This is a genomic window from Ilumatobacteraceae bacterium (assembly GCA_033344875.1).
GTDB lineage: Bacteria > Actinomycetota > Acidimicrobiia > Acidimicrobiales > Ilumatobacteraceae > Ilumatobacter.
The window spans coordinates 4,127,182-4,150,067 of the sequence record JAWPMO010000001.1; the positions used below are offsets into that span (position 1 = coordinate 4,127,182).

The following is a 22,886-nucleotide window of genomic DNA, read 5'->3' on the forward strand; positions in this document are numbered from 1 at the left end:
ATATTCGGTACACTGCCGACTCGTTCTATGAAGCGTCGAATTTCTCACCTCCTGGTCGCCGCATCGACGGTGGTGTTCGTCGTGCCGACGGCGTTCCCCGAGGCCGCCTACGCCTCCGTGTCCGATCAGCGGCGCGAGGTCGAGCGCATCGTCGACGAACTCGACCGACTCCACACACAGGCCGACATCCTGGCCGAAGACTGGGCCGAGGCCGAGGACAACCTGCGTCAGCTCGACCAGGAAGTGATCGAGGCCGAGGCCAGGGTCGCGGCCAAGGAAGCAGAGCTCGGCGCGTTGCGCGGCGACCTGTCCGAGATGGCCGTGCGAGCGTTCACCGGCGCCGGCGGCGACGTGCTCGGCCCGCTGTTCTCCGATGCCGAGCAGTACGGCGACACGCTGTCGCGCGACCAGTTCAGCCGGGTTGCGCTGAGCGTCGGCACCACGACCACCGACGACCTCGACGAGTTCGTGGCCGAGCTCGACGCCGAACGCGACGACCTCGAAGACAAGCGCGAACAGGTCGCAGCGCTCAAGGTCACGATCGAGCAGAAGCGTCAGCAGACCGAAGAGCTCACCGCTCAGTTCATCGAACGGCGTGCCGATGCCGAAGCTCGCCTCGGTCAGCTGATCGAGGAAGAAGAAGAGCGTCGTGCCGCAGCAGCGTTCGCTCGACTCCAGGCCGAACTCGAAGCGGAGCAGGCAGCTGCCGCGCAGGCGACCAGCAGCGGTGGCGGCAACGGCGGTACCTCCGACTCCGGCGGTACGTCCAACTCCGGTGGCGGCTCGTCCGACTCCAACTCCAACTCGGGTGGTGGCGGCAACTCGAACGCCGGTGGCGGCAGCTCGAACTCCGGTGGCGGCAGCTCGAACTCCGGCGGCGGCAGCTCGACGCCGGCCCCCGCCCCTGCGCCCGCCCCGGCCGTGTCCGGACTCGCCGGTATCGCCGTGCAGGCCGCCATGGCCCAGCAGGGCGTCCGATACGTCTACGCCACGTCGAAGCCCGGCGTGTCGTTCGACTGCTCCGGTCTCACGCACTATGCGTGGGGTCAGGCCGGCGTCTACCTGCCTCGCAACTCGCGGGCCCAGGCGGCAGCGACCCCCCGGGTGTCGCCCGCAGCCGCCCAGCCCGGCGATCTGATCTTCTACTACTCGCCGATCAGTCACGTCGGCATCTACCTCGGCGGCGGCCAGCTCGTGCATGCGCCGAACTCCGGCAGCGTCGTGAAGGTCGCCAGCGTCAGCTGGGGCAAGGTCACCGCCGTCGGCCGCCCCGGCTGAGTCGGGCCGGATCGCCCGATCGCCGCGTTCCGCCTCACCGCTCGCTGTCCGAAGACAGCTCGGGTTCGTCGCGCCTTGCGCTCGAACGATCCGATCCCGACTCAGCTTCGCTGATCCATGGGCGTGGGCGCGCGTGCGTGGGGTGCTCGGTTGCTGATTTGCCGCGTTGCGGCTCATGGCTCGCTGTCCTGAGACAGCTCGGGTTTGTCGCGCCTTGCGCTCGAACGATCCGATCCCGACTCAGCTTCGCTGACTGTGAGTGCGCTGGGTCGGCGTCGTGCTCAGGGTCTTGCGGCTCATGGCTCGCTGTCCTGAGACAGCTCGGGTTCGTCGCGCCTTGCGCTCGAACGATCCGATCCCGACTCAGCTTCGCTGACACCCGTTCGAGGCGTGGTGAGGCAGACTGACCGACGATGATCTTCGGGAGCGACAATCAGGCCGGCGCCTCGGAGCGGGTGCTCGATGCGATCTCCGACGCATACCGCTCACACCACGATGCGTACGGGGCCGATGCGATCACGGCGGCGGCAGTCGACGCGTTGCGCGAGACCTTCGACACCGACCTCACGGCGTGCTTCGTATCGAGCGGCACCGCTGCGAACATGCTGGCGCTCTCCACCATGGTGCAGCCATGGGACGGCGTCGTGTGCCACCACCAGGCGCACATACTGCTCGACGAGTCGACGGGGCCGTCGCTGTTCACCGGCGGTGCGAGCATGCTCCCCGTCCCCGACCGGGATCTCCGCCTCGACCCGGGGCGGTTGGCGACGATGCTCGACCGCCTGCCGAGCGACGGCCCGCACAACGTGCGGCCGAGAGCGCTGTCGATCACCCAGGCGAACGAGTGCGGTCAGATCCACACCGTCGACGAGGTCGCTGCACTGAGCGCGGTCGCCCGCGATCGGAACCTCCGCGTCCACATGGACGGTGCCCGGTTCGCGAATGCGGTCGCGAAGCTCGGGGTGCACCCCGGTGACGTCACCTGGCGGGCCGGGGTCGACGTCCTGTGCCTCGGTGCGAGCAAGAACGGCGCGGTCGCCGCCGAGGCGATCGTGTTCTTCGACCGGGAGCTCGCGGTCGACGTCGAGTACCGACTCAAGCGGACGGGTCACCTGACCTCGAAGGCCCGGCTGTACGGCGCACAGTTCCTCGCGTGGCTCGCCGACGACCACTGGCTCGACCTCGCCCGAACCGCCAACCGCCACGCCGATCGGCTTCGCGCCGCGTTGGTCGGACTCGAGGGCGTCCGGCTCGCCTGGCCGAGCGAATCGAACGAGTCGTTCGTCGTGCTCGACCGCTCGGTCCACGACGCGTTGATGGCCGCCGGCGCATCCATGTACGAGTGGTACCCGAACGCGCTCCCGGAGGGCGAGCACCTCGCCGAGGGCGAAGTGCTCGCCCGGCTCGTGACGTCGTTCGCCACCACCGACGCCCACGTCGACGAGTTCGTCGCCGCCGTGCGTGCTCCCAGCCGGAGCTGAGCCGACTCGGCTGCGGCGGCCGGGTCCGCTCGCACTACGGTCGGAGATCGTGCGGGGACTCGACGACGACCGGGTGAGTCACTGGCTCGCCGAGAACATCGACGGGGCCGTTGGCCCGTTCCGGTACGAACTGATCGTCGGTGGGCGATCGAACCTCACGTTTCGGGTCACCGATGCGTCGGGCACCCGCTACGTCCTCCGCCGACCGCCGACCGGCCACGTGCTCGCAACCGCCCACGACATGGCCCGAGAGCATCGGATCATCACCGCCGTCGGCCGGACCGGTGTCCCCGTGCCCCGGACGCTCGGCCTGTGTCTCGACGAGTCCGTGAACGGTGCGCCGTTCTACGTGATGGAGTTCGTCGACGGACAGGTCCTCGATTCGCCCGAGTCCGGCGCGCTGCTCCCGGAGGCGTTGCGGCCCGTAGCCGGCGAGCACCTGATCGACGTCCTCGCCGACCTCCACGCGGCCGATGTCGACGAGATCGGCCTGGGTGACCTCGCCCGCCGGGAGGGCTACGTCGAGCGCCAGATCAAGCGGTGGTCGACCCAGTGGGAGAACTCCAAGACACGTGAGATCGCGGCGATCGAGGAGGTTGCCCGGCACCTGGCGTCCAACGTCCCCGTGCAGCACGGCGTGTCGATCGCCCACGGCGACTACCGCTTCGGCAACTGCCTCGTCGACATCGGGACCGGCCGGGTGACCGCCGTGCTCGACTGGGAGCTCTGCACGCTCGGTGACCCCCTGGCCGATCTCGGCTACCTGGGCGTCTACTGGGTGCGACCCGACGGTGGCAGCCGCGACAACGACCCGACGGGTGCCGGTGGCTACCCGTCGTTCGCCGACATCGTCGAGCGCTATGCCAACCGCACCGGGCGTGACGTGTCGCAGATCGACTACTACGTGGCGTTCTCGTCGTGGCGTCTCGCCGTGATCAGCGAAGGTGTCTACAACCGCTACCTGCACGGCGCGATGGGTGATCAGAACGACCCGGAGGCACTCGAACGGGTTCGTCTGGCCACCATCGAGTTGGCCGAGCAGGCGCTGGCAGCGGTTCGGCGATTGTCGTGACCCACCGTGGTGCCGACCCGCTGGCCGGCTGGGAGCGCGCCTCGTTCTCGGCGGCGGGTTTCACCCACGACACCTATCGGCGCGGTGCGGGGCCGGGCGTCGTCGTCATCCACGAGATCCCCGGCATCACTCCCACGGTGATCGACTTCGCCGACGACGTGGTCGCGCGCGGCTTCACGGTGGTGATGCCCGACCTCGTCGGTACACCGGGCAGGCCACCCAGTCACCCGTACATCGCCGCGAGCATGGTCAAGGTGTGCATCTCCCGGGAGATCACCGCCTGGGCGCTCGATCGCACCACGCCGCTCACGCCGTGGCTCCGTGCGCTGGCACGTGCGCTGCACGCCGAGGTCGGCGGACCGGGCGTCGGGGCGGTCGGCATGTGCTTCAGCGGCGGATTCGCCCTGGGGATGATGGTCGACGACATCATGCTGGCGCCGGTGCTCTCGCAGCACTCGTTCCCGATCGCCCGCGGTCGCGGCGACGCCGGCGGCAACCTCGGGTTGTCGCCCGACGACGAGGCCGAGGTCGTCCGACGTGCCGAGGAGGGATGTCAGGTGCTCGGCCTCCGATTCACCGGCGACCGCCTGGTGGGGACACGGTTCGACACGCTCCGCGAGAAACTCGGTGACGCATTCATCGCGGTCGAGCTGCCGAGCACGTCGCCGAGGGACCATTCGGTGCTGACCGAGCAGCGCGACGAGCCGAGCGTGCAGCGGGTGCTCGACTTCCTGGTCGAGAAGCTGCACGGTGCGGACGGAGCAGCTGGGTAGCGCCTGACTCGAACGGTACCCCCGTAGGGTATGTGCCGAGTCCCCGGTACACTGGCGACATGGCGCAACCCGGCTACCACGACGACAAGGCGGCGGTGCTCGCACGACTCAAGCGTGTCGAAGGGCAGGTCCGAGGCCTGCAGCGCATGGTCGACGAAGACACGTACTGCATCGACGTGCTCACCCAGGTGTCCGCCGCCACGCGGGCGCTGCAGGGCGTCGCCGTGCAGTTGCTCGACGACCATCTCCGGCACTGCGTCTCGAGCGCGGTGCAGTCAGACGATGATGCCGAGGCCGATCGCATCATCACCGAGGCCTCCAAGGCCATCGAACGATTGGTGAAATCATGAACACGCAGACCCTCACACTCTCCGTCCCCGGGATGACCTGTGGCCACTGCGAAGCCGCGGTCAAACAGGAGGTCGGATCACTCGCCGGCATCGCCGACGTCGCCGTCGACCTCGACAGCAAGGACGTCGTCGTCACGGGCACGCAACTGGACCGCGACGCCATCGTCGCCGCCATCGATGAAGCCGGTTTCGACGTCGCCTGACCTCGTCACGCTCGACGTGACGGGGATGACGTGCGCAGCGTGCGCGTCGCGTATCGAGCGCAAGCTCAACAAGCTCGATGGTGTCACCGCGTCGGTCAACTACGCCACCGAGCAGGCCCGCGTCGAACTGCCGGCCGACGCCACCGACCGCCTCGCGGTCGACGACCTGATCGCGACGATCGAGGCGACCGGCTACGGCGCACACGTGCCGTCGGACGACACCGAAGCGCCGGACCGGCTCGCATTCCTGCGGCGACGACTGATCGTCGCCATCGTCTTCGGGCTGCCGGTGCTGCTGCTGTCGATGATCCCGGCGCTGCAGTTCGACGGATGGCAGTGGGTCGCGCTCGTGCTCGCCACCCCTGTCGCGACGTGGGCGGCGTGGCCGTTCCACCGGGCGATGGTGCTGAACCTCCGCCACGGCCAGACCACCATGGACACCCTGATCTCGGTCGGCGTCACCGCTGCCTACGCCTGGTCGGTCTGGGCGCTGATCTTCACGTCCGCCGGCGACATCGGGATGTCGATGTCGATGTCGCTCGACGTGCGCGGCGAGAGCGGGTCGCACCACATCTACCTCGAGGTCGCGTCGACCGTCGTCGCGTTCATCCTCGCCGGCCGCTACTTCGAGGCCAGCGCCAAGCGCCGTGCCGGCGACGCACTCCGGGCACTGCTCGACCTCGGAGCGAAAGACGTCGCCCTGCTCGCCGACGACGGGACCGAGCGCCGGGTCCCGATCGACGCGCTCCGCGTCGGCGACCGATTCGTGGTCCGCCCCGGCGAGAAGATCGCGACCGACGGCCGGGTGATCGACGGTCACGCGGCGGTCGATCGCTCACTCGTCACCGGCGAGAGCGTCCCGGTCGAGGTCGGTCCCGGCGACGACGTCATCGGTGCCACCGTCAACGCCGACGGACGGCTCGTGATCGAGGCGATCCGGGTCGGTACCGAGACGCAACTCGCGCAGATGGCGCAACTGGTCGAGGCCGCCCAGTCGGGGAAGGCGCCGGTGCAGCGGCTCGCGGATCGAGTCGCCGCGGTGTTCGTGCCGGTGGTGATCGCATTGGCGATCGCCACGTTGATCGGCTGGCTGGTCGTCACCGGCGACACCGAACGTTCGTTCAGCGCCGCGGTCGCGGTGCTGATCATCGCCTGTCCGTGTGCGCTGGGATTGGCGACACCGACGGCGCTCCTGGTCGGCACCGGTCGTGGCGCCCAGCTCGGCATCGTGATCCGCGGTCCGGAGATCCTCGAGAACACGCGCCGGATCGACACGATCGTGCTGGACAAGACCGGCACCGTCACCACGGGTGCGATGGCGCTTGGCGACGTCAGACCCGCCGAAGGTGTCGATGCTGCGGAGTTGCTGACGATCGCCGGCTCGATCGAGGCGGGCAGCGAGCACCCGATCGCCCGGGCGATCACCGACGCTGCGACCCGGACCGCGGAGCTCCGTGCGGTCGACTCGTTCTCGAACGAGGCCGGCAGTGGCGTGCGCGGCACGATCGACGGCGTGGAGTACCGAGTGGGCCGGCCCACCGCTGAGGTCCGGGTCGACGCCGGTGAGACCGTGGTCGAGCTCCGTCGCGGAACCGACGTGCTCGGGCACCTCGCCGTCGCCGACTCGATCAAACCCACGAGCGTCGAGGCGATCCGTCGGCTTCGTGCGCTCGACCTCGAACCCGTCCTGCTGACCGGTGACAACGAGGTCACGGCCCGCTCGGTGGCGGAGGCGGTCGGGATCGACGTGGTCCACGCAGGTGTGATGCCGTCCGACAAGGTCGACGTCGTCAGCGAACTCCAGAGGGCCGGCAAGAACGTGGCAATGGTCGGCGACGGTGTGAACGACGCAGCAGCGCTCGCTCAGGCCGACCTCGGCATCGCGATGGGATCGGGCACCGACGCCGCGATCGAGGCGAGCGATCTCACGTTGATCCGCAACGACCTCATGTCGGCGGCCGACGCGATCCGACTGTCGCGACGCACGCTCGGCACGATCAAGGGCAACCTGTTCTGGGCGTTCGCCTACAACGTGCTCGCGATCCCGCTCGCGATGTCGGGTCGCCTGTCACCGGCGATCGCCGGTGCGGCGATGGCGTTCTCCAGCGTGTTCGTCGTCTCGAACTCGTTGCGCCTCAAGCGCTTCCGCCCGCTCGCCTGAACCGCTCGGGCCTACGCTGCCGCGGTGGGAGAGAGCGACGTGATCGGCCGAACGGCGAGCCCGTCGACGCGGTCGTCGCTGGCCGGTGACCTTCGTGCGATCGGCGTCGAGCCCGGGATGACCCTGATGGTCCACGCGTCGCTGTCGCACCTCGGGTTCGTGGCGGGAGGCGCCCATGCTGTGGTGCTGGCGTTGCTCGACGTGCTCGGGCCGGCCGGCACGATGGTCATGCCGACCCACTCCACCGACCTGACCGATCCGGCGGGTTGGACGAACCCGCCGGTGCCGACCGACTGGTGCGACGAGATCCGAGCGGCGATGCCGGCCTACGACCCGTTGCTCACGCCGACGCGATCGATGGGGGCCATCGTGGAGTGCTTCCGGCACGTGCCCGGTGTCGTCCGGAGCGACCATCCCACGGTGTCGGCGGCCGCCGTGGGCCCGAACGCCGGATTCGTGGTCGCCGATCACCGGCTTCCCGACGGGCTCGGCGATCATTCACCGCAGGCGCGTCTGTACGAGCTCGACGGCAGCGTCCTCCTGCTCGGAGTCGGTCACGGCAACAACACGTCGCTGCACCTCGCGGAGCGGCGGTCGGCCCCGCCGGATGCGCTGACCCGGCGGCAGTCGTCGCCGGTCACGGTCGACGGTGAACGCCGATGGGTGGTGTACGACTGCCTCGTCGACGACCCGAACGATTTCGACACGCTCGGCGGCGCGTTCCGTTCCGCCGGCCACGAACGTTCGGGGTCGGTCGGTGCAGGCGTCGGGCGGCTCATGCGCTCGCGCGACCTCGTGGACTTCGCCACGGGATGGATGGACGAGCACCGCACCTGGATGACGGTCGGCGGCGCAGGCGACCGGTCAGCCCGCGGTTGATTCGGTGGCGAGGTCGCGCGCGGTTCGGTAGTCGGCCTTGCCGTTGGGTGCCCGGGGCACCGTCGCGACGAACACGACGCGCTTCGGCGCCTTGAAGTGCGCCAGTTCCGATTTGACCGACGCGATCACATCGGCCTCACTCACGGAGGCATCCTCGGCGAGCGAGGCGACCGCGGTGACCGCCTGACCGAACTTGTCGTCGTCGATGCCGACCACGAGGCAGTCGACGACGCCGTCGACCCGTTTGACGGCTTCCTCGACCTCCTCCGGGAAGATCTTCTCGCCGCCCGAGTTGATCACCTGGCTGCCGCGCCCGAGGAGGATCAGCGTGCCGTCGGCCGCGACCCGGGCGAAGTCGCCGGGGAACGAGTAGCGGAGCCCTCCGATCGTGCGGAACGTGCGGGCCGACTTGTCCGGGTCCTTGTAGTACCCGATCGGGATCATCCCGCCGGCGGCGACCATGCCGACCTCGTCCGAACCGGGGGTGACCTCGGTGTCGTCGTCCTTGAAGACCTTCGTGTTCGGATTCATCGCGAACTTGGCGGTCTCGGTGGCGAGGCCGCGCATCGTGACCTGGTTGCCCATCGAACCCTCGCTCGAACCGATCGCGTCGAACAGGATCGCCTGCGGGATGCGATCGAGGAGTGCCTCCTTCACCTCGGTGGTCCACATCACGCCGGACGAGAGCATCATCTTCAGGTCGGACGTGTCGTAGGGCTCGCCGCGCTCGATCGCGGCGTCGATCGCGGCGATGATCGGCTTGGAGAACGAGTCGCCGACGATCGTGTTGTGGGTGACGTGGTGCCGCTGCATCGCCGTGAGCATCTCGTCGGCGTCGAGGCTGCGGTTGGTCAGCGTGATCACGTGTCCGCCCGCGAAGTGGTGGATGCAGGCGCCGAGCCACAGCCCGGTGCCGTGCATCAGCGGTGCTCCGGTGATCGACACCGAGGCGTCGCAGCGCCCGTGGAGGTCGCGCACGATCTGCGGCACGTCGTCGGCCGAGTCGGGCACCGGCAGGCCGAGGCCCTGGAACCCGATCGTGCAGAGCCCGCCCGAGATGTCACCCATCGCGTACATGACTCCCTTCGGCAGACCGGTCGTGCCGCCGGTGTAGAGCATGTACACGTCGTCTTCCCGACGGGTGATCCGAGGCATCGGGTCGTGTCCGGCGACGGCGTCGCGGAACGACATCGCCCCCTCGACCCCTTCGCCGGCCGGTGCCGGACCGTCGTCGACTGCGATGAGCAGCTTCAGGTCGGGAAGCCGGTCGACGACGCGCGCGACGCGATCGCCGAGGGAGGTGTGGAACACGATCGCCTCGGCGTCGGAGTTGTCGATCAGGTACCGCAGTTCCTCGTCGAGGTACCGGTAGTTGACGTTGACCGGAACGCCGCGCATCTTGAACGCGCCGTACTGCGCGACCAGGTACTCGTTGCCGTTGTACAGATAGAGCGCCACCTTGGCGTCGGGCCCGAGACCGGCCGACGTGTACGCCGCCGCCAGTCGCGCGGCCTGGTCGTCGTACGTCGACCAGGTGAGCGTGTGCTCTCCGTTGGTCGCTGCCGGGGCGTCGGGGACGACGTCGGCGATCGATTCCCACACGGTGGCGAAGTGCATCTCCATCGCCGGAGCGTAGGACAGTTCTTCGTGTCGCTTTTTCAGCGATCCCGGTGCCGGGTCCCGGCGCCCCAGGTGATCGTGATCACCCGCGCCGGCTCGACGACGTCCATCGTGTGCCACGTGCCGGCCGGCATCACGACGAGTTCGGGTGCCCGCACGACGACGGGATCGCCGGCCTCGGTGTGGATTCGAACGGCTCCGTCGGTGACGAGGATCACCTCGTCACCATCCGGGTGCATCTCCCAGTTGGACCAGTCGGCCGTGACCGGCGTCGCCATCACGAGCCGGCCGTCTTCGAGGTCGGTGCGCTCGTCGATCGTCGGCCAGAAGTGCTCGTCGATCTCGAGCACGTTCAGCCCCGGGCCGCGCTCGAGATGCAGGTAGGTGTCGGTGAGGTCGATCGGTCGCATGCGGTTCCCCGTCGTCATGTGTCGGCGGGTCCGTTCAGTAACCGGGGGCCGGCTGCCAGAGCGTGAACGCTCGACCCTGGTCGTCGACGCAGTCGATGCTGATGCCGGAGTCGGAGCCGGACCGCTCGACGATCCGCCCGTCGAGCTCGACGACCCGGTCGGCCATCGCGTCGGCGTCGTCGACCCGGAAGTACAGGTGGGCCGGTGCGTCGACGCCGCCGGGCGTCATGCCCATCGGCAGCTTCGTGTTGGAGATGTGGGCGTATTGGTCGCCCGCGTGGCCGTCCTCGGTGACCCACCCGAACAGCGATCCGTAGAACGCACGGGCCGTGGCGGTGTCGTCGAACGGGATCGTGAGGTAGCCGACCTCGACCGGAGCGCCACCGGCTGCGGCGTCTGCGGTGTCGGGCGTGACGACCTCGAACGCCCCGCCGAAGCCCTCGGCGATCTCCTCGTTCGACGGGTCGGCGACCTCGGTCTGCACCATCCACTGGTGCCCGTACGGATCGCCGAAGGCACATGCCCGGTGTCCGTACGGCTGGGTCTCCGGTGGGCGCTGCGCATCGGCACCGTTGGCGAGCGCGCGTGCCCAGACCGCGTCGACGTCGGGGACCTGGAGGTTGAGCTTGACCGGCGACCCGCCGACCGTGCGCGGGCTGACCGCCCCGTAGTCCGGGTACTCGTCGGCGAGCATGATCTTGGCCCCGCCGACGTCGAGTTCGCCGTGACCGATGCGGCCGTCGTCGCCGACGTAGCGGACGAGTTCGGTCGCTTCGAACACGACCTGGTACCAGTCCATCGCCGCGGCGGCGTCATGAACGCTGAGGTAGGGCACCAGCGTGTTCGCCGGTGATGCGGCGGTCGCACTCGCCGTGGTGGCGCCGGCGGTCGGGGTGGTGGACGTGTCGGTCATGGCAGGTGTCCTCTCGGGAAGTTCGATCTCGGGTGCGAGCGCGGCGGTCACCCGAGCTCGAAGCTGTTCGGCGAAGCGCCGGTTCGGGGCGACGGGCTCGTCGTCGTGTCGGAGTGCGTCGAAGGCGGTCATCGTGCGACCTCCTCGGTGTCGTCGGGGTGGAGGGATTCGTAGACCTCGCGGAACGCGCGCCGGGCACGGACCAGGAGCGCCTCGGTGGCGTGGACGGTTCGATCGAGCATCGCCGCGACCCGCTGGACGTCGAGATCGTCGACGTAGCGCAACGTGAGTGCAGCCCGGTGATGCGAACCGAGACGTTCGAGAGCATCGCGGGCGGCGAAACCGTCGAGTTCGGCCTCCCACGGGTCATCGTCGTCGGGTGGGGCGTCGACCGCCTGCAGATTGCGGGTGTCGCGCTCGACCCGGCGCCAGTGATCGACGAGTTTGTGTCTGGCGATGCCGACGAGCCACGCCGTGGTGACCGCGGCGACCGCGCCCCGTCGGATCGACTCGACGGCGGCCATGAAGGTCTCGGCCGTGATGTCCTCCGCGACCGTCGAGTTCCGGCACCGGTGGAGGAGGTACCCGTACACCTGGGGGAGCGCGTCGTCGTAGATCGCGAGGAGGTCGTCCCCGTGGTCGTCGTCGCTCGCCGGCAGGCCCATACCCCTCCATCGTCACAGGTCACGGAACTCCAACGGGTCCGACGCAAAATTTTCTCGGCGACGGAACCCCGCCCGGAGTCGTCCGGGGGTGTTCGGCGCGACGACACTGACGGAATGGCAGAGATCCACGGCACCGCAGACGAGTCGTACGACCGGTTGAGCGAGCTGCTCGGCGCGAGCATCGACAGCGGGAAGGACGTCGGTGCGTCCGTCAGCGTGACGGTCGAGGGTGAAACGGTCGTCGACATCTGGGGCGGCTGGTCCGACGAGGCCAGAACCATCCCGTGGGAGCGCGACACGATCACCAACGTCTGGTCGACGACGAAGACGATGACCTTCCTGAGCGCGCTGCTGCTCGTCGAACGCGGACTGCTCGACTTCGACGAGAAGGTGGCGACCTACTGGCCCGAATTCGCCCAGAACGGCAAGGCCGACGTCGAAGTGCGCCATCTGATGGGCCACACGTCGGGGGTGAGCGCCTGGATGCGGCCGGTCACCGTCGACGACATCTACGACTGGGACAAGTCGACCGCGATGCTCGCCGAGCAGGAACCGTGGTGGGAGCCGGGCACGGCGTCGGGCTACCACGCCCTCAACCAGGGCCACCTGATCGGCGAGGTGATCCGCCGCATCGACGGCCGCATGCTCGGCGACTTCTTCGCCGAGGAGATCGCTGGCCCGCTCGATGCCGACTTCCACATCGGGCTCGACCCGAGCGAGTTCGGGCGTGTGTCCAACGTGATCCCGCCGCCACCGTTGCCGATGGACATGACGCAACTCGACCCCGACAGCGTGCTGGTGAAGACCTTCACCGGTCCGGCTCCCGCGGCTGACGTCGCGTGGACCGACGAGTGGCGCCAGGCCTGCATCGGCGCGGCGAACGGCCACGGCAACGCCCGCTCGGTCGCTCGGATCCAGGCGGTGATCGCCAACGGCGGCACCGTCGGCGACGTCGAGTTGCTGTCGGCCGAGACGATCCGGCAGATCTTCCGGGAGCAGGCGCACGGCGTCGATCAGGTGCTCGGACTCCCGGTGCGATTCGGCATGGGGTATGCACTGCACTCCGAGGCGGTTCCGTACCTGCCCGAGGGCAACTATGCCTACTGGGGTGGCTGGGGTGGGTCGTCGATCATCTGCGACGTGGACCGCAGGATCAGCTTCGCCTACGTGATGAACCGGATGGACGAAGGCCTGCTCGGCGACACACGAGGCATCGACCTCGCCACCGAGGTGTTCGGCACCTGATCGCGATCTGCGTCAGGCGAGCATGCTGCGGAGCATCCACGCGGTCTTCTCGTGGACCTGCAACCGCTGGGTGAGCAGGTCGGCCGTGGGCTCATCGCTCGCCCGCTCGACGACGTCGAACATCGAGCGTGCCGTTCGCGCGGTCGCCTCGTGGCCCTTGACCAGCCGTCGGATCATCTCCTGGGCGTCGGGACGGTCGTCGTCTTCCTCGATCGACGACAGCTCGGCGAACTCGCGATACGTGGCCGGTGCCGGTGCGCCGAGCGCCCGGATCCGTTCCGCCACCTCGTCGACCGCCAGCGCCAGCTCGTTGTACTGGGTCTCGAACATGAGGTGGAGGGTGTTGAACATCGGGCCGACGACGTTCCAGTGGTAGTTGTGCGTCTTCAAGTACAGCGTGTAGGAGTCGGCCAGGACCTTGGAGAGCCCTGCCGCGATCTCGGTCCGGTCGGCGTCGCTGATACCGATGTCGATCTGCATTGCGTCACTCATGGAAGTGCCTCTCTGTCGTTCCGAACGAGTCGTTCGCCAGGAATTGTGCGGACAAACAGTACAACCGGACACCCGATCGGGTTGTTCCGATCTCATCGCAATTCGGGTCTGGAGGGTCCTGATCTGGGAAGATGTCGCACCGTGAGCGACATCGACACCGCGACCGACAACACCTGGCTGTCCGACGACGATCTCGAGCAGGTGCGCGCCCAACTGCCGATCGTGTACGTGGAGGCGATTCCGGTCCGGGTCGACGGGCTCGGCCACGTCACCGAGATCGGACTGCTGCTCCGTCAGGCGCCCGACGGCACGATCAGTCGGCTGATCGTCAGCGGCCGCGTCAAGTACGGCGAACGGGTGCGTGACGCGCTGATGCGCCACTGCGAGAAGGACCTCGGGCCGCTGGCGCTGCCGCAGATCCCGCCCGCGACCGCCCCGTTCACGGTCGCCGAGTACTTCCCCGATCCCGACGTCAGTGGGTTCCACGACCCGCGACAGCACGCGGTCAGCCTGGTGTTCATCGTGCCGGTCGACGGCGACTGCGAGCCGACTCAGGAGGCGCTCGACCTCCACTGGTTCACGCCGTCCGAAGTGTGCACACCCGACGTGATCGGACAGATGACCGGTGGCCAGGACCGCCTGTTGCGTCTCGCGCTCGCGCACGTCGGCCAACTCCCGTAACCGCACCTGACGCCCGGAGCAGTATCCACCCGTGGGTGCCTGATGCCGCGTACCCTTTCCCCTCATGCCGGTGGCAGACATCGCTCGCACCGCCAGCGCCATGAGGACCGCGCTGATCGGGCACCCGATGCTGAGGTTCGACGCCCCGAAACTGATCGGGCCCGTGCCGCAGGCCGGCCGGATGGTCGAGACCATCGAGGCGCGCGGCCGCCACCTCGAGGTGATGTGGGACGACGGGATCGTGCTCGACACCCACCTCAAGGGCAAGAGCGAGTGGCACGTCTACCGCAAGGGATCGCCCTGGCGCCGGTCGTGGGAACAGCTGCGCGCATCGATCCAGACCGACGAGTTCGTCGCCGTGTGTTTCGACGCTCCCAACGTCGAGACCTACCGTCAGCCCGACCGGCAACGCCACCCCGGGCGAGGGCGTCTCGGCCCCGATCTGACCCGCGTCGCCGACCCGAGCGAGGCCGTCGACCTGCTGTTGTCGTACCCCGAACGCGAGGCTCGGTTGCGTGACGTGATGGTCGACCAGCACGTGATGCAGGGCGTCGGCAACGTGTACCGGTGCGAGGTGCTCTGGGCCGCCGAGCTCAGCCCGTGGGCACACATCAGCGATCTGACCCATCACGATGCGATGTTGATCGTCAGCACGGCGGCGAAGATGGTCCGTGTCAACCAGGGCCGGGTTCGCCGTGCCACCACGCAGTACACGAGCGCCGGTCTCGCCGTCTACGGCCGCAACGGGCAGGGGTGCATCCGCTGCCACGAGACCATCGAGGCGCAACCGGTCGGCAGGAGTGGTCGCATGCTCTACTGGTGCCCGGGCTGCCAGGTTCGGCTCGATCGCCGATTGCCGCCCGAGGTGCGAGACATGGACCCGCACCCGGCGGCCGTGAAGTACCTCAACGAACTGCCCTGGCGCATCCGCGACACCAACTGAGCGTCGGTCGTCGCCGCACCGTCAGCGGAGCTCGCGACGGAGCGCGAACCGCAGGCCGCTCCACATCTCGTCGATCGCGCACACCTTGTTGTCGACCCAGCCGGTCGGGAGGAACTCGTCGCGCAACACGTCCTCGGTGATGTCGGTCGGTACCTTGCTGGCCTTCTTGGGCCAGGCGAGCCAGACGGTGCCGTTCGGCGCCACCGCTGCAGTGAGCTTCGAGAAGTCGGCGATCATCTTCGAGCGCTTCGTGTAGAAGGCCACGACCACGTCGAGGCCGGGTCGCACCTGCGTGCGCCATTCGGCCGATGACGGGAGTTCGCCGAGCGTCTCGGCGAATCCGTCGGGGGCGTGCTTGGTGGCGAAACGTGTGCCGTCGGTGATCCCCAGCTTCTTCGGCAGCGGGGTCCTCGAGTAGCCGGCCATCAGGCTCGTCCCAGCATTCGGTCGACCCGGATCTCGATCGCGACTCGGTCGTCACGTTCGCGCGGGGCCTGGTAGCGCTCGGTGTACGCGGTGACGGCGGTGGCGACCCGGTCGACGTCGGTGACGACGCGGCACTCGCCCTCGAGCGTGAGCCAGCGGCCGCCGTCGACCTGACTGACGGCGGCCCGCCCGCCGCGCTCGGCGTTGACCACCTTCTGCGATCCGGCGAAGGTGATGATCCGTACGACGCGTTCGTCGTGCGAGTAGCCGAAGCCGACGGGCACCACGTGGGGCGACCCGTCGGCTCGAAGCGTCGTGAGCGTGGCGAGGTGCCGGTCGGTGAGAAAGCCGAGCACGTCGTCGCCGGGGTGGTCGAGGTCGATCGCCATCGGCCCAGTGTGGCCGATGGCGACCGACCTGTCACTCGGAGGAGATCGCGTCGAGCACGTTCATCCGGGCCGCCTTGCGGGCCGGGTAGATCGCGGCGACCACGGCGGCGACCACGGCTCCGAACAGCACGATCACGATCGTGCCCCACGGCATGGTGACTCCGTCGATCACGTTGTCGGGCACGGCGATGCTGAGCGCGGTGCCCATCAACGTGCCCACCACGAGGCCGACGACGACGCCGAACACGGCCACGATCACGGCCTCCCAGCGCACCGCCCGTCGCAGCTGACGACGGCTCATGCCGACGGCCCGGAGCAGTCCGATCTCACGAGTGCGCTCGAACACCGACAGTGCGAGGGTGATCGCGATGCCGAGGAACGAGATCAGGATCGCCATGCCGAGCAGCGTCGTGATGACCACCAGCAGCTGGTTGATCTGACCCTCCTGCTCGGCGCGGAACTCGGAGTTGTCCTGCACCTTGGCCTGGGGGAACTCGGCGACCGACTCTTGCACGGCGGTCCGTGCGGCTTCGAGGTCGACGCCGTCGGCGAGCCGGGCGAGCACGAACTGGTCGCGCGGGGCCTGGTCGGTCACCGACTCGAGTTCGTCGATCGAGATGTACCAACTCCCGCCGAGCGAGTTGTCGTCGAAGATGCCCGAAACGGTGAGCGTGGACGACTTGCCGTTCTGGTAGGTGATGTCGATGCTGTCGCCGACTGCGAGGCCGTAGTCGTCGGCCTTGGTGTCGAGCACCATCACCCCACGACCCGAAGCCAGGCCGTCGAAACCGCCATCGGTGACGTCGAGGTCGGCGAGTTGTGGGAAGGCCACCGGGTCGATGGCTGTGAAGCCTTCGCTGCCGTCGTCGACGGTGCCGGAGATGAACCGGAACGGTGACACGGCACCGAGTTCCGGCAACGCTGCCATCCCGGAGGCGACGCCGGGCGGAAGTCCCTGGAACGACTCGTCGGTCACGATGTAGTCGGCGGTGATCGACCGGTCGAGGATGCGCCCGAACGTGTCGCGCAGCGACGATGCGAACACCGCGGCCGCGCTGATCAGCGCCACGCCGATCATCAGCGCCGAGGCTGTGCGCGCGGTGCGGCGCGGGGAACGCATGGCATTGTCGCGGGCGAGCTTGCCGGGAGCGCCGAACCGCAGTTGGATCGGCGCGCCGATCGCCGCGCTGACCGGGCGAGCGACCGTGGTCGACAGGCTCGTCACGCCGAGGAACGTCATCAGCGCCCCGATGCCGGCGAACGCCGCCAGGCCCACACCGCCGCCGGGGCGGAGGAAGAGCCCGATCAGGAAGAGCACGACGCCGACGCCGGTCACGACGGCGCCGCCGACGAGTCGACGGCTGGCGGCGAGGGCCGTGAACCCCATCTCCGGCCGCATCGCGGCGACCGGCGGGATCTTCGAGGCGCGACGGGCCGGCACGATGACCGACACCAGCGTCACCCCGACACCGACGATCGTGGCGAACACGATCGTGCGTGGCAGCAGCTTCATCGCGATGTCGGGGAACCCGGCACCGGCAGCGTTGAAGATGCCGATGATGCCCTGTGCTACGAGGAAGCCACCGAAGATCCCGACGATCGTGGCAACGACCGAGACGACGAGTGCTTCGACGACGATGAGTCGCCGGACCTGCTTGGCGTTCGCGCCGATCGAGCGGAGGAGCGCCAGCTCGCGCAGACGCTGTCCGATCGTGATGCCGTAGATGTTGTTGATGATGAACGCCGAGACGAACGCGGTGACGAATGCGAAGACGAGCAGACCGGTGCCGAACACGTCGATGATGCTGTTGATGCCGTCGGACGCCTCGTCGGCGACCTGCTGGCCCGTGACGACCTCGGTGCGGGCGGGGAGCATCTGTTCGATGGCGGCCTGCACCGTGGCGACGTCGGCACCGTCGTCGATCGCGATCTCGATCGTGTCGACCGTGCCCCCGGCGTTGAGGATCTCTTGTGCCGAGTCGGGGTCGAACAGGGACGTCGTGGCCCCGCCGAAGCCGTCGCTGTCGCCGAGGCCGACGAAGCCGACGATCGTGAACGACCGTTGGCCGGTGTCGAAGACGATCGAGATCTCGTCATCGATCGCGTAGTCGACCCGGTCGGCCGTTGCCTTGTCGATCGCCACCTCGTCGGGGCCCTGCGGCGCACGGCCGTCTTTGAGGACCACGCCGTCGAGCGCGCTCTCGCCGCCCCACGAGAGACCGAGCGCGGGTGCGCCGTTGGTCGGGATCGGGTCGCCGTCCTGGTCGAGCATCTGGGCGTAACGATTCACACTGCCCTGGACGAGCGCGACACCGTCGACCGCAGCGACCTGGTCGACGAGGTCGGCAGCGACCGGGTCGCGGACCGCCTCGGTCTCGTCGACGCCGATGAGTTCGTTGCGAACCACGAGGTCGACGTCTTCGTTGAGGTCGGAGAAGAGGTTGTCGAACGTTGCCTTCATGCTGTCGGCCAGCACGAACGAGCCGGAGACGAAGGAGACCCCGAGCAGGATCGCGAGCCCGATGAAGATGTTGCGGCCCAATCGGGCGCGCAAGGATTTGCGTGCGAGTGTTCCGATCATCGTGATCAGTGTCCGATCTGCAGCATGCGGTCGATGATGCTCTCAGCGGTCGGTTTGGGCATGTCGTGGACGATGCGGCCGTCGGCGAGGAAGACCGCTCGGTCGGCGTACGCGGCGGCGTAGGGGTCGTGCGTGACCATGACGATGGTCTGCCCGAAGTCGTCGACGGCCGAACGCATGAAGTTCAGGATCTCCGCACCCGAGTTGGAATCGAGGTTGCCGGTCGGTTCGTCGGCGAAGATGATCGTGGGGCGACTCGCCAGGGCGCGAGCAACGGCGACCCGCTGCTGCTGACCGCCGGACAGTTCGCTCGGCCGGTGCTTGAGCCGATCGCCGAGACCGACGGTCGCGATCACGCGGTCGATCCACGCCTCGTCGCCTGAGTCGCCGCCGAGCATCATCGGCAGCACGATGTTCTCGCGGGCGGTCAGTGTGGGAACCAGGTTGAAGGCCTGGAACACGAACCCGACCTGCGTACGCCGCAGCTCGGTGAGCTGCCGATCGTTGAGATCGGAGAGTTGGGTGTCGCCGATGAACACGGACCCGCTGGTGAGCGAGTCGAGGCCGGCCAGGCAGTGGAGCAGCGTCGACTTGCCGCTGCCCGATGGGCCCATGATGGCCGTGAACCGACCGGGCTCGAACGCGATCGACACGTCGTCGAGGGCGTGGACGGCGGCATCGCCGGTTCCGTAGGTCTTGCGGGCGCTGGAGGCGCCGGCAGCGGCGGTGAGCGCGGATGTCGGGGGCGCGGTTTCGGTCATGCCCCCTGTCTACGCTCCGGGTGTCGCAGCGACATCAGACCGCAGGATGATTCGGTGTCGGCCTTTCGGACGAGGTGGGTTCCCCGTCCCACGGACGCTGGGCGGAGGGGTACCATCGGCGTCCTTGCTGCAGTGTCCCTCTTGCTCGGAAACCGTTCCCGACGGCGCGCGTTTCTGTCCGTCGTGTGGGGTGCCGCAGCAGCCGGAGTCGGCAGCTACGACGGCGGCGGTGCTCGAGGAGCGACGGATCGTCACGGTGCTCTTCGCCGACCTCGTCGGGTTCACCGCGCTCTCCGAGCATCGCGACCCGGAGTCGGTCAAGCGGCTCGTCGACCGGATCTTCGAACAACTCTTGCGCGACGTCGAGCAACACGGCGGTGTCGTCGACAAGGTGCTCGGCGACGCGATCGTCGCGATGTTCGGGGCGCCGGTCGCGCACGAGGACGACGCCGATCGAGCGGTTCGGGCCGGACTCGCGATGCAGGGATCGCTGCGCGAGTTCCGCCAGAGCAACCCGGCCGACGCCGTGCGCATGCGGATCGGGATCAACACCGGCGAGGTGCTGGTCGGCTCGCTCGCCGGCAGCGACTACACGGCGATGGGCGACGTCGTCAACACGGCAGCGCGGCTGCAGGAAGCCGCACCGCCGGGCGCCGTGCTCGTCGGCGCCGCCACGCGGGAGCTGTGCAGTCCGACGATCAGGTTCATCGACGCCGACTCGATCCAACTCCGTGGCCGCGAGCAACAGACGGCGGTCTGGCGTGCCGTGGCGGTCGAGACCGCCACGGTGCGTCGCCGCTGGCTCTCCGACGTGGCCTTCGTCGGACGAACCGGCGAGGTGGGGATGCTGCGGGCGATGCTCTCGAGCGTCGTCGCGGGGCGGAGTGCGATCGTGTCGATCGCGGGCGAGGCGGGCATCGGCAAGTCGCGGCTCGTCCAGGAGGGGATCACCGTTCTCCTCGCAGACCACCCCGAGACCTTCGTACTCGAAGGGGCATGCGCGCCGTACGGCGAGACCAACGTGTGGTGGCCGGTGACCGGATCGTTGATGGCGAGACTCGGATTCGACCGCAACGAGTCGGCCGAGACGTCGCGTCGTCGGATCGTCCGCCGGGTCGAAACGGGCGGTGAGTACGCGCCGGGCACCCACGAGTTCGACCGAACGGTCGAGTTGGTGATGCATCTGCTGGGCCAGCCGTCGGGTCTCGACGCGCTCGGTCCGGCCGGCCTGCGCGACGCGGTGGTGGCCGGGATCGTCGACGCGCTGCGTCGGCGTGCCCAGAAGGGCCCGGTGGTCGTGTGGGTCGACGATCTGCAGTGGGCGGCCCCGCTGCTGGTCGACCTGCTCGAATCGGTCGCCCGTCAGTTGGCGGGGCTCCCGGTGTTGATCGTGACTACCTGCCGCCCCGACGACCAGGGCATGGGTGATTGGCCGCCACCGGTCGACCCGGCGCTGACCATGCACCTGTCGCTCGAAGCGCTGAATCCCGAGGAGTCGGCGGCACTCGTGACGCACGCGGCGGGCAAGCAGCTGCCCGATGCGATGGTCGAGCGGATCTCGACTCGCAGTGGCGGCAACCCGCTGTTCCTGATCGAGCTGGCCCGCCTGGCCGCGTCGTCCGACGATCCGAGTGGCGAGACGCTGCCCGGCTCGCTGCGGGCGCTCATCGCGGCACGGCTCGACCAGTTGACCAGCGCACAGCGTCAGATGCTCGACAACGCCGCCATTCTCGGGAACCAGGGCCGGGTCACCTCGCTGCGCGAGTTCGCCGGCGAGTTGGGGCAGGAGTTCGACGACGACGATCTCGACGGCATCGAGTCGCACGGGTTGATGGTGCGGCAGGGATCGCGCTGGCAGTTCCGCAGCGACGTCGTTCGCGAGGTCGCCTACCAGACGCTGACCAAGCAGATCCGGGCGCAGCGCCACGCCGGCGTCGCGCGCTTCCTGGCCTCGTTCGAACCGACCCTGGTCGACCGGCGGGCACATCATGCGGCGACGGCGGCCGAGTTGAGCGAGGAACTGGGTGCGATCCATGAGGTGCCCGACAGCATCGGGGTCGAGGCCGCTCGGCTGCTGCTCTTGGCGGCGAAGCGATGGTCCGAACAGGGTGCTCACCGCCGTGCGCTCGGCCTGGTCGACCGAGCGCTGCGGCTCGGCACCGCCGAGGAGGAGGTGCATCGAGATCTCCTGCTGCTCAGGGTCGAGTCGCTGGTCGACCTGCACGACATGCGTCCGGCCCGCCGCCGTGCGAGCGAGTTGGCCGTGTACGCCGACGAGACCGACGACCGTGTGCTCCGTGGCGAAGCGGCGCGCCTGCTCGGCACGATCGACCAGACCGACGGCGAACTGGTCGCAGCTCGCCAGAACCTGACGGCGTCGGTCGCCGAGTTCCGCAGCATCGGTGACGAGGCTCGTCTCGCCGAAGCGTTGCGCGCCAGGGGATTCGCCGAGGTGTTCGGCGGGTCGCTCTCCGACGCCGATCGGTTCCTCGACGAGGCGGAGCGACTCTTCGTCGGTCTCGACGACGCGCGGGGCACGGCTTGGGTGTACCAGCACCGGGCCTGGGTGTCGTTTCTGTCCGGTGACCACGGCGAGTCCGAGCGCCGGCTCCGCCACGCGATCCAGGCGTTCACCGAACTCGAGGACCGCGCCGGCAAGGCGTGGTCGCTCGGCCTGCTCGGTTACGTGCACCACTTCACCCGACGTGACGACGAGGCGCTCGAGTTGGCCGGAGAGGTGTTGGCCGACGCGAAGCGGTGGGGCGACGAGTGGGGTAGTTCGATGATGCGCAACCTCCAGGCCAGCGTGTGGCTCTGGCGCGGTGAACTCGACGAGGCGCGCCGCCGGGCCGAAGGGTCGCTCGCCGGGTTCCGGCGGATCGACGACCGGTTCGGCATGGTGCAGGCACTCGGCACGCTCAATCGGGTCTACGTGGCGCTCGGTCACCGTGCCGAGGCCGACCGTTCGGTCGAGGAGATCCTGGCGCTGTCGGGCTCCTTCGGCGAGTTGGCGTACCCGCTGATCGCCGCTGCCGGCACGTCGATGCACCAGGGTGACGGTGAGCGTGCCGCCGAGTACGCCGCCGAGGCGGTCGGTCGGCTCGACACGACCGGTGCCAACGTCGACGAGGGCCGGGTCATCACCGCCTTCGGTCGGCTCCTCGCCGGCGACGTCGACGGCACACTCGTGCAACTCCTCGAGGTCGACGTCGATCGGTCACCCTTCGCGCTCGCTGCTCGGGCGACGGCGTACGCGGTGATGGGGGATCGGGAGCGGTCGCTCGCCGACGTGAGCGCGGTCGAGGCGATGGACGCGGTCAGTTACTGGGATCTCGGTGTCGCGAGGGTCGCCGGCGCCGCGGTGTCGTACGGGGCCGAAGCCGAGCGACGCCGGGCCGAACTCACCGACGCCGTGGCCGGCATGGAGGACGTCGTGCTCGCGGCATACACGGCCGACGTGCTCGCCCGGCTCGGCCACGGTGTCGAACGCGAGCGGATGGCGCCGTTCGGTGGCTGGGCCGACGTCGCCGCGGCGGTCGTGCCGGGCGACGTGGCCTGAGCAG

21 protein-coding genes are annotated in these 22,886 nt (G+C 68.8%); 12 read left to right on the forward strand and 9 right to left on the reverse strand.

The window, feature by feature from the left end:
* Window positions 1-27 precede the first annotated feature (27 nt).
* The 8 genes from R8G01_19645 (at window position 28) to R8G01_19680 (ending at window position 8,197) form a co-directional block, all read left to right on the forward strand.
* Window positions 28-1,278, forward strand: coding sequence for an NlpC/P60 family protein (locus R8G01_19645; protein ID MDW3216216.1), 1,251 nt, complete (start codon window positions 28-30; stop codon window positions 1,276-1,278).
* A 413-nt stretch (window positions 1,279-1,691) separates the two neighbouring features.
* Complete coding sequence (locus R8G01_19650; protein MDW3216217.1) at window positions 1,692-2,759, forward strand: beta-eliminating lyase-related protein; 1,068 nt, start codon at window positions 1,692-1,694, stop codon at window positions 2,757-2,759.
* A 49-nt stretch (window positions 2,760-2,808) separates the two neighbouring features.
* The gene (locus tag R8G01_19655; GenBank protein ID MDW3216218.1) at window positions 2,809-3,831 is read left to right on the forward strand and encodes a phosphotransferase family protein; all 1,023 of its coding nucleotides are present in this window, start codon (window positions 2,809-2,811) and stop codon (window positions 3,829-3,831) included.
* On the forward strand, window positions 3,828-4,604 hold the full coding sequence (locus R8G01_19660) for a dienelactone hydrolase family protein (protein ID MDW3216219.1): 777 nt from the start codon (window positions 3,828-3,830) through the stop codon (window positions 4,602-4,604). Before R8G01_19655 ends, R8G01_19660 begins: the two co-directional genes overlap by 4 nt.
* Window positions 4,605-4,663: 59 nt before the next feature.
* Entirely contained in the window at window positions 4,664-4,954 is a 291-nt protein-coding gene (locus R8G01_19665; GenBank protein MDW3216220.1) for a metal-sensitive transcriptional regulator, read from the forward strand.
* Window positions 4,951-5,157, forward strand: coding sequence for a cation transporter (locus R8G01_19670; protein MDW3216221.1), 207 nt, complete (start codon window positions 4,951-4,953; stop codon window positions 5,155-5,157). Before R8G01_19665 ends, R8G01_19670 begins: the two co-directional genes overlap by 4 nt.
* Window positions 5,132-7,318, forward strand: a complete 2,187-nt coding sequence (locus tag R8G01_19675) for a heavy metal translocating P-type ATPase (protein MDW3216222.1) — start codon at window positions 5,132-5,134, stop codon at window positions 7,316-7,318. Before R8G01_19670 ends, R8G01_19675 begins: the two co-directional genes overlap by 26 nt.
* 24 nt (window positions 7,319-7,342) lie before the next feature.
* Window positions 7,343-8,197 carry an AAC(3) family N-acetyltransferase gene (locus R8G01_19680; GenBank protein MDW3216223.1) on the forward strand — a complete coding sequence of 285 codons (855 nt, stop codon included), beginning with the start codon at window positions 7,343-7,345 and terminating at the stop codon, window positions 8,195-8,197.
* Here R8G01_19680 and R8G01_19685 read toward each other — a convergent pair.
* From R8G01_19685 to R8G01_19700, 4 genes are read right to left on the reverse strand one after another with little or no spacing between them, the layout of a single operon-like run.
* Window positions 8,183-9,820 carry an AMP-binding protein gene (locus R8G01_19685; protein MDW3216224.1) on the reverse strand — a complete coding sequence of 546 codons (1,638 nt, stop codon included), beginning with the start codon at window positions 9,818-9,820 and terminating at the stop codon, window positions 8,183-8,185. The two genes, R8G01_19680 and R8G01_19685, sit on opposite strands and share 15 nt — an antisense overlap.
* Before the next feature lie 35 nt (window positions 9,821-9,855).
* The gene (locus tag R8G01_19690) at window positions 9,856-10,227 is read right to left on the reverse strand and encodes a cupin domain-containing protein (GenBank protein ID MDW3216225.1); all 372 of its coding nucleotides are present in this window, start codon (window positions 10,225-10,227) and stop codon (window positions 9,856-9,858) included.
* Between the two features lie 34 nt (window positions 10,228-10,261).
* Entirely contained in the window at window positions 10,262-11,272 is a 1,011-nt protein-coding gene (locus R8G01_19695) for a VOC family protein (GenBank protein MDW3216226.1), read from the reverse strand.
* Entirely contained in the window at window positions 11,269-11,805 is a 537-nt protein-coding gene (locus tag R8G01_19700) for a sigma-70 family RNA polymerase sigma factor (protein ID MDW3216227.1), read from the reverse strand. Before R8G01_19700 ends, R8G01_19695 begins: the two co-directional genes overlap by 4 nt.
* A 114-nt stretch (window positions 11,806-11,919) precedes the next feature.
* Here R8G01_19700 and R8G01_19705 point away from each other — a divergent pair, with 114 nt between their 5' ends.
* Window positions 11,920-13,050 (forward strand): serine hydrolase domain-containing protein, encoded by a 1,131-nt coding sequence (locus R8G01_19705; protein ID MDW3216228.1) that lies wholly within the window; start codon window positions 11,920-11,922, stop codon window positions 13,048-13,050.
* Window positions 13,051-13,062: 12 nt separating this feature from the next.
* On the opposite strand, the gene R8G01_19710 is transcribed toward R8G01_19705, so the two are convergent.
* On the reverse strand, window positions 13,063-13,542 hold the full coding sequence (locus tag R8G01_19710) for a Dps family protein (protein MDW3216229.1): 480 nt from the start codon (window positions 13,540-13,542) through the stop codon (window positions 13,063-13,065).
* A gap of 141 nt (window positions 13,543-13,683) precedes the next feature.
* Between R8G01_19710 and R8G01_19715 the strand changes: the two genes are divergently transcribed.
* Entirely contained in the window at window positions 13,684-14,223 is a 540-nt protein-coding gene (locus R8G01_19715) for an NUDIX hydrolase family protein (protein ID MDW3216230.1), read from the forward strand.
* 64 nt (window positions 14,224-14,287) lie between these two features.
* Window positions 14,288-15,166: a hypothetical protein gene (locus R8G01_19720; protein ID MDW3216231.1), complete on the forward strand. Its 879-nt coding sequence runs from the start codon at window positions 14,288-14,290 to the stop codon at window positions 15,164-15,166.
* 21 nt (window positions 15,167-15,187) lie between these two features.
* On the opposite strand, the gene R8G01_19725 is transcribed toward R8G01_19720, so the two are convergent.
* The 4 genes from R8G01_19725 to R8G01_19740 are packed head-to-tail and all read right to left on the reverse strand — an operon-like array spanning window position 15,188 to window position 19,323.
* A complete protein-coding gene (locus R8G01_19725) occupies window positions 15,188-15,592 on the reverse strand; it encodes a DUF3052 domain-containing protein (protein ID MDW3216232.1) in 405 nt (134 codons plus the stop codon).
* Complete coding sequence (locus R8G01_19730; protein MDW3216233.1) at window positions 15,592-15,981, reverse strand: TIGR03618 family F420-dependent PPOX class oxidoreductase; 390 nt, start codon at window positions 15,979-15,981, stop codon at window positions 15,592-15,594. The genes R8G01_19725 and R8G01_19730 overlap by 1 nt, the downstream gene beginning before the upstream one ends.
* Before the next feature lie 31 nt (window positions 15,982-16,012).
* Window positions 16,013-18,562 carry an FtsX-like permease family protein gene (locus tag R8G01_19735; GenBank protein ID MDW3216234.1) on the reverse strand — a complete coding sequence of 850 codons (2,550 nt, stop codon included), beginning with the start codon at window positions 18,560-18,562 and terminating at the stop codon, window positions 16,013-16,015.
* A gap of 5 nt (window positions 18,563-18,567) precedes the next feature.
* Window positions 18,568-19,323, reverse strand: a complete 756-nt coding sequence (locus tag R8G01_19740) for an ABC transporter ATP-binding protein (protein ID MDW3216235.1) — start codon at window positions 19,321-19,323, stop codon at window positions 18,568-18,570.
* A gap of 190 nt (window positions 19,324-19,513) precedes the next feature.
* Here R8G01_19740 and R8G01_19745 point away from each other — a divergent pair, with 190 nt between their 5' ends.
* The gene (locus R8G01_19745) at window positions 19,514-22,882 is read left to right on the forward strand and encodes an adenylate/guanylate cyclase domain-containing protein (protein ID MDW3216236.1); all 3,369 of its coding nucleotides are present in this window, start codon (window positions 19,514-19,516) and stop codon (window positions 22,880-22,882) included.
* Window positions 22,883-22,886 lie beyond the last annotated feature (4 nt).